The sequence below is a fragment of the Pantoea phosphatilytica genome, assembly GCF_051025615.1.
GTDB lineage: Bacteria > Pseudomonadota > Gammaproteobacteria > Enterobacterales > Enterobacteriaceae > Pantoea.
This window is the reverse complement of record NZ_JBPFDF010000011.1, coordinates 1-4,961: the sequence shown is the minus strand read 5'-3', so window position 1 is coordinate 4,961 and position 4,961 is coordinate 1. Positions and strand designations below refer to the sequence as shown.

General features: G+C 52.8%; 4 protein-coding genes, 4 tRNA genes and 1 rRNA gene. 1 reads left to right on the top strand and 8 read right to left on the bottom strand.

Annotation, left to right across the window (positions count from 1 at the left end; translation table 11 throughout):
- The 5 genes from ACR6AS_RS20445 to ACR6AS_RS20425 all read right to left on the bottom strand — a co-directional run.
- Positions 1–361 (bottom strand): GTP-binding protein (locus tag ACR6AS_RS20445; protein ID WP_181161971.1); only part of this gene is annotated, 361 nt, incomplete at its 3' end.
- A gap of 108 nt (positions 362–469) precedes the next feature.
- Positions 470–545, bottom strand: a tRNA-Thr gene (locus tag ACR6AS_RS20440).
- Positions 546–550: 5 nt separating this feature from the next.
- Positions 551–625, bottom strand: a tRNA-Gly gene (locus ACR6AS_RS20435).
- A gap of 190 nt (positions 626–815) precedes the next feature.
- Positions 816–900, bottom strand: a tRNA-Tyr gene (locus ACR6AS_RS20430).
- Between the two features lie 7 nt (positions 901–907).
- A tRNA-Thr gene (locus tag ACR6AS_RS20425) sits at positions 908–983 on the bottom strand.
- A gap of 744 nt (positions 984–1,727) precedes the next feature.
- On the opposite strand from ACR6AS_RS20425, the gene coaA reads away from it, so the two are divergent.
- Positions 1,728–2,675: a type I pantothenate kinase gene (coaA, locus tag ACR6AS_RS20420; RefSeq protein WP_111142217.1), complete on the top strand. Its 948-nt coding sequence runs from the start codon at positions 1,728–1,730 to the stop codon at positions 2,673–2,675.
- 42 nt (positions 2,676–2,717) lie between these two features.
- Here coaA and birA read toward each other — a convergent pair whose 3' ends face one another.
- From birA to rrf, 3 genes are all read right to left on the bottom strand, one after another.
- On the bottom strand, positions 2,718–3,677 hold the full coding sequence (birA, locus tag ACR6AS_RS20415) for a bifunctional biotin--[acetyl-CoA-carboxylase] ligase/biotin operon repressor BirA (protein WP_367395989.1): 960 nt from the start codon (positions 3,675–3,677) through the stop codon (positions 2,718–2,720).
- Positions 3,674–4,711 carry a UDP-N-acetylmuramate dehydrogenase gene (gene murB / locus ACR6AS_RS20410; RefSeq protein WP_418804281.1) on the bottom strand — a complete coding sequence of 346 codons (1,038 nt, stop codon included), beginning with the start codon at positions 4,709–4,711 and terminating at the stop codon, positions 3,674–3,676. Before murB ends, birA begins: the two co-directional genes overlap by 4 nt.
- 150 nt (positions 4,712–4,861) lie before the next feature.
- Positions 4,862–4,961: ribosomal RNA gene (gene rrf / locus ACR6AS_RS20405) — 5S ribosomal RNA — on the bottom strand; the annotation flags it as partial.

Genomic DNA, 4,961 nt, shown 5'->3' with positions numbered 1-4,961 from the left:
GGATGTGCTCACGGGTCTGTGGCATCGGGCCATCAGTCGCAGCAACAACCAGGATCGCGCCGTCCATCTGCGCAGCACCGGTGATCATGTTTTTCACATAGTCGGCGTGGCCTGGGCAGTCAACGTGAGCGTAGTGACGTGAAGCAGTCTCATACTCAACGTGAGCGGTGTTGATGGTAATACCGCGGGCTTTTTCTTCAGGGGTGCTGTCGATCTGGTCGAATGCACGCGCCTGGCCGCCGTTGGTTTTAGCCAGTACGGTAGTGATAGCTGCAGTCAGGGTGGTTTTACCGTGGTCAACGTGACCGATGGTGCCCACGTTTACGTGCAGTTTGTTACGTTGAAATTGCTCTTTAGCCATCGCTAGTCCCTCTAAGACACGGATATATCAATGATATCATCACATTAACCAGGCAACGCCTGACTGCAAGGAAGTTACAGAGAAAATCAGGAGGGAGATTAAAGGAAGTGGTGCTGATACCCAGAGTCGAACTGGGGACCTCACCCTTACCAAGGGTGCGCTCTACCAACTGAGCCATATCAGCACATCTGGAGCGGGCAGCGGGAATCGAACCCGCATCATCAGCTTGGAAGGCTGAGGTAATAGCCATTATACGATGCCCGCATCCTGGAACTCGGCTACCTGTTCTTTCTGTAGCTTGCAGAAAACAGAGAATGACTCTCTGTTATCTACTGCCTGCCAGCGAAGCTGACCGGCTTTGACTTCGCTAACGCTCAGTCTGAATTCAGGGTGATATATGACTCACCTGACAGATAAACAGGCTGTCTATCTGTACTCAACCGTGAGGCTGAGATGGTGGTGGGAGAAGGATTCGAACCTTCGAAGTCTGTGACGGCAGATTTACAGTCTGCTCCCTTTGGCCGCTCGGGAATCCCACCTACTTGATGGTGCCGGCTACCGGAATCGAACTGGTGACCTACTGATTACAAGTCAGTTGCTCTACCAACTGAGCTAAGCCGGCATCAAGTGGTGCGCATTCTAGGAAGGTCGGGCGTCGGATGCAACTAAAAAATCGCATATTTTTTTCTATCGCTTACTATTTGTGCAAATCGTCGCATTTTCGCGATTTCCTGCAGAATATTTGTGCAATCCGGCCCTGTTTTTCCCGGTTCAGCCGGTTATGGCCAGCGAGGCACTCCGCGCAAAAACGCCCTTTCTGACAGATAAATGATCCACCGCTCGCGCTTTTATTTTGCCTGTTTGAACTGAATGATGCTTTTTTAAACCAATTTGCCTCATTTTTTTATTCACCGTCGCGCTTCAGCAGAAAATGGAGCCGCTTTTTTGATGCCACTGTTACGGACAGTGTCAGAAAGACAGAGGGTTTTGCCGGGAATGTCGTCCGGCATCGGGTTTTGTCTTCCCCCTGCCCTTCTGTGCCCCCCTCTCCCGCGTTCACGTCCTCAGGAGAGGCCCGAAGTCAGATAAAAGGGAATAACGTCACACTGCCGCTGTGAGGCGCTGCAACGGAATAAACAAGCCCCGACAGGTGAAAACAGCGACTATCGTAACGTTTTGTGGTTATGCCGACGAAAGCGAGATCGCCTCTATCTTTTTACTTCTGTTGAAAGCCATACTGGTGATACCCTCCAGCCCATTGTTCTCACTGATAAACCAGCGATTCGTGATTCAATTCACCTGTGCTGTCCTGCTTATCGGATAACACGCGGTTGATTGCATTGAATTTGCGGTCAGATGCATGCTTATGGATAAAACGACACCCCTGACAACGCCTTATCTGGAGTTCACTCGCGAGCAGTGGGCTGCATTACGTGATTCTGTTCCTATGACACTGTCAGAAGATGAGATCGCGCAGCTGAAAGGTATTAATGAGGATCTCTCACTGGAAGAGGTCGCAGAGATTTATCTGCCGCTTTCGCGTCTGCTTAACTTTTATATCAGTTCGAATGTTCGCCGGCAGGCGGTACTGGAGCAGTTCCTCGGCACGAATGGCCAGAAGATACCCTACATCATCAGCATTGCGGGCAGCGTAGCCGTCGGGAAAAGCACCACGGCGCGTGTATTGCAGGCGTTGCTGAGCCGCTGGCCTGAACACCGTAAGGTGGAATTAATCACCACGGATGGCTTCCTTCATCCTAATGCCGTGCTGAAAGAGCGCGGCCTGATGAAGAAGAAAGGGTTTCCGCAATCCTATGATATGCACCGGCTGGTTAATTTCGTGTCTGACTTAAAGTCGGGTGCCAGCCAGGTCACCGCTCCGGTCTATTCGCATCTGATTTATGATGTCATCCCCGACGGGGATAAAGTGATTCAGCAGCCTGACATTCTTATTCTTGAAGGCCTGAATGTATTACAGAGCGGGATGGATTATCCGCACGATCCCCACCATGTCTTTGTGTCAGACTTTGTCGATTTCTCTATCTATGTGGACGCGGAAGAAGATCTCCTGCAAAGCTGGTATATCAATCGATTCCTGAAATTCCGTCAGGGCGCCTTTACCGATCCCGACTCCTACTTCCATCACTATGCCCGGCTTTCAGAAGCGGAAGCGATCGAAGTTGCAGGAAATTTATGGAAAGAAATTAACTGGCTTAACCTGCAGGAAAATATCCTGCCGACCCGCGAACGGGCCAGCCTGATTATGACCAAAAGCGGTGATCATGCAGTCGACAGGGTTCGCTTGCGTAAATAGCCGCTACCCTAAGAAAGCCTGCAGTAATGCAGGCTCGTTAATTCAGACCGGCCGCAGCGATATTTCACCGCCAACCCAGGATTTGATTTCACCCTCCTGTTCCAGCAGCAGGCCACCCTGACTGTCCACGCCACGCGCAATACCATGCACTTCCCGTTCGCCGATAAGCAGCTTAACCGGCCGGTTGATAAAATTATCCAGCGCGGCCCAGCGGGCGATAAAGGGCGTTAATCCTTCCTGTTCGAAGAGCGGCAGGGCGTCACGCAGACTGTTGATCAGTCGGGCCGCCAGTTCATTACGATTCACGCTGACCCCGGCTTCCTGCAGATTGATCCAGCCCTGATTTATCTGGGATGCATCGGCTGAACGCATCGCCAGATTAATTCCGGCACCCATGACAATCTGTGCAGCATCGCCGGTTTTACCTGTCAATTCAACCAGGATCCCTGCCAGTTTGCGATCTTTCAGGTAGATGTCATTGGGCCACTTAACGCGGACGTCATCGGCACCTAATGAACGCAATGTCTCCGCCATGATAATTCCAATCACCAGGCTCAGCCCCATCGCCGCAGCTGGCCCCTGCTCCAGACGCCAGTACATCGACATATAGAGATTGGCACCAAAGGGAGAAAACCAGTGACGGCCACGACGTCCGCGACCGGCCTGCTGATATTCAGCAATGCAGGCAGCACCGGACGCCAGTTCATGCATCCGCTCCAGCAGATACTGATTCGTCGAATCAATGACCGGGATCACCGAGACGTTGCCCTGCTTAACCTGTGAGAGGATCAGCGTCTCATCCAGCAACTGGATCGGTGCAGAGAAGCTGTAGCCCTTTCCTGTTACGGTAAAAACGTCAAGTCCCCAGCTTTTCAGCGTCTGGATATGCTTATTAATGGCGGCCCGGCTCATCCCCAGCGTTTCGCCAAGCTGCTCGCCGGAATGAAACTCACCATCAGATAAAATATCGACCAGCTTCAGCGGGACACTGTGGTCTTTCATGCGATCACTCCGACGGCATTACACTCGCCCTGAGCCTCGATGAAGCGCACTTCAGGCTCCAGCCAGACATCAAACTTTTCACCTACCCGGGCGCGTACGGCTTTAGCCAGCGCCACGATGTCCTCTGAGGTGGCGTTATCGGCGTTAATCAGAACCAGCGCCTGTTGCTGATGAACGGCCGCACCACCGATGCGATAACCTTTCAGCTGGCACTGGTCGATAAGCCACCCTGCGGCCAGCTTGGTTTCGCCATCCGGCATCTGATAGTGTGGCATCGCCGGAAACTGCGCCAGCAGTGAGCGGCACTGCGCCCCGGAGATGACCGGATTTTTGAAGAAACTGCCGACGTTGCCGGTGACTTTTGGGTCAGGTAGCTTGCTCTGGCGCATCTGACACACCGCATGATAGACATCCCAGGCACTGGCAGTCAGCGGATCGAGCGTCTTCAAATCGCCGTAGGTCAGTACCGGCTGCCACTGCTTAGGCAATATGAACCCTACTGCGACGATCACGTAGCCTGACTGATAGCGATGCTTAAAAATACTGTCGCGATAGCCAAACTCACACGCCTTGCAATCGAGACGTTCTGTCTGGCCACTGTGCAGATTCAGAACATCGACATACTCGCAGACATCTTTTAATTCCACTCCGTAAGCGCCGATATTCTGAATGGGTGCAGAGCCCGTCATTCCCGGGATCAGCGCCAGGTTTTCCAGACCAGTGATCCCTTTTTCCAGCGTACTTTTAACCAGCTGGTGCCAGTTCTCACCGGCACCGACATGCAATCGCCAGTGTTTATCGTCATCCTGAATGTGGATGCCCTGAATACGGTTTAGTACGACGGTGCCGGCAAAATCCTCCAGGAAGAGGACATTGCTACCCTCGCCCAGCACCAGGAAGGGTGTCTGATCCTGCTGACTGGCCTGCCAGGCCGCCAGAATGGCCGCTGGCGTCTCAGCGACGATACGTTTTTGTGTATGTACTTCAAGCCCGAGTGTATTGTCGGCTTTTAAGGAAGGATTCTGGCTGGACATTTGACGGCCTTTACTGAGTTATCTGGCCTTAGTTTACCGTATCAGAGAGGGGTTCTCAGGCTGTTTTCGGGGATCAGGCTGAGGTTTTTCACGATCGACGGACGTAAAAAAGCCCCGCACTTCCGTGCGGGGCTTCTTCACTTATACAATGCCTGGCAGTTCCCTACTCTCGCATGGGGAGGCCCCACACTACCATCGGCGCTACGGCGTTTCACTTCTGAGTTCGGCATGGGGTCAGGTGGGACCACCG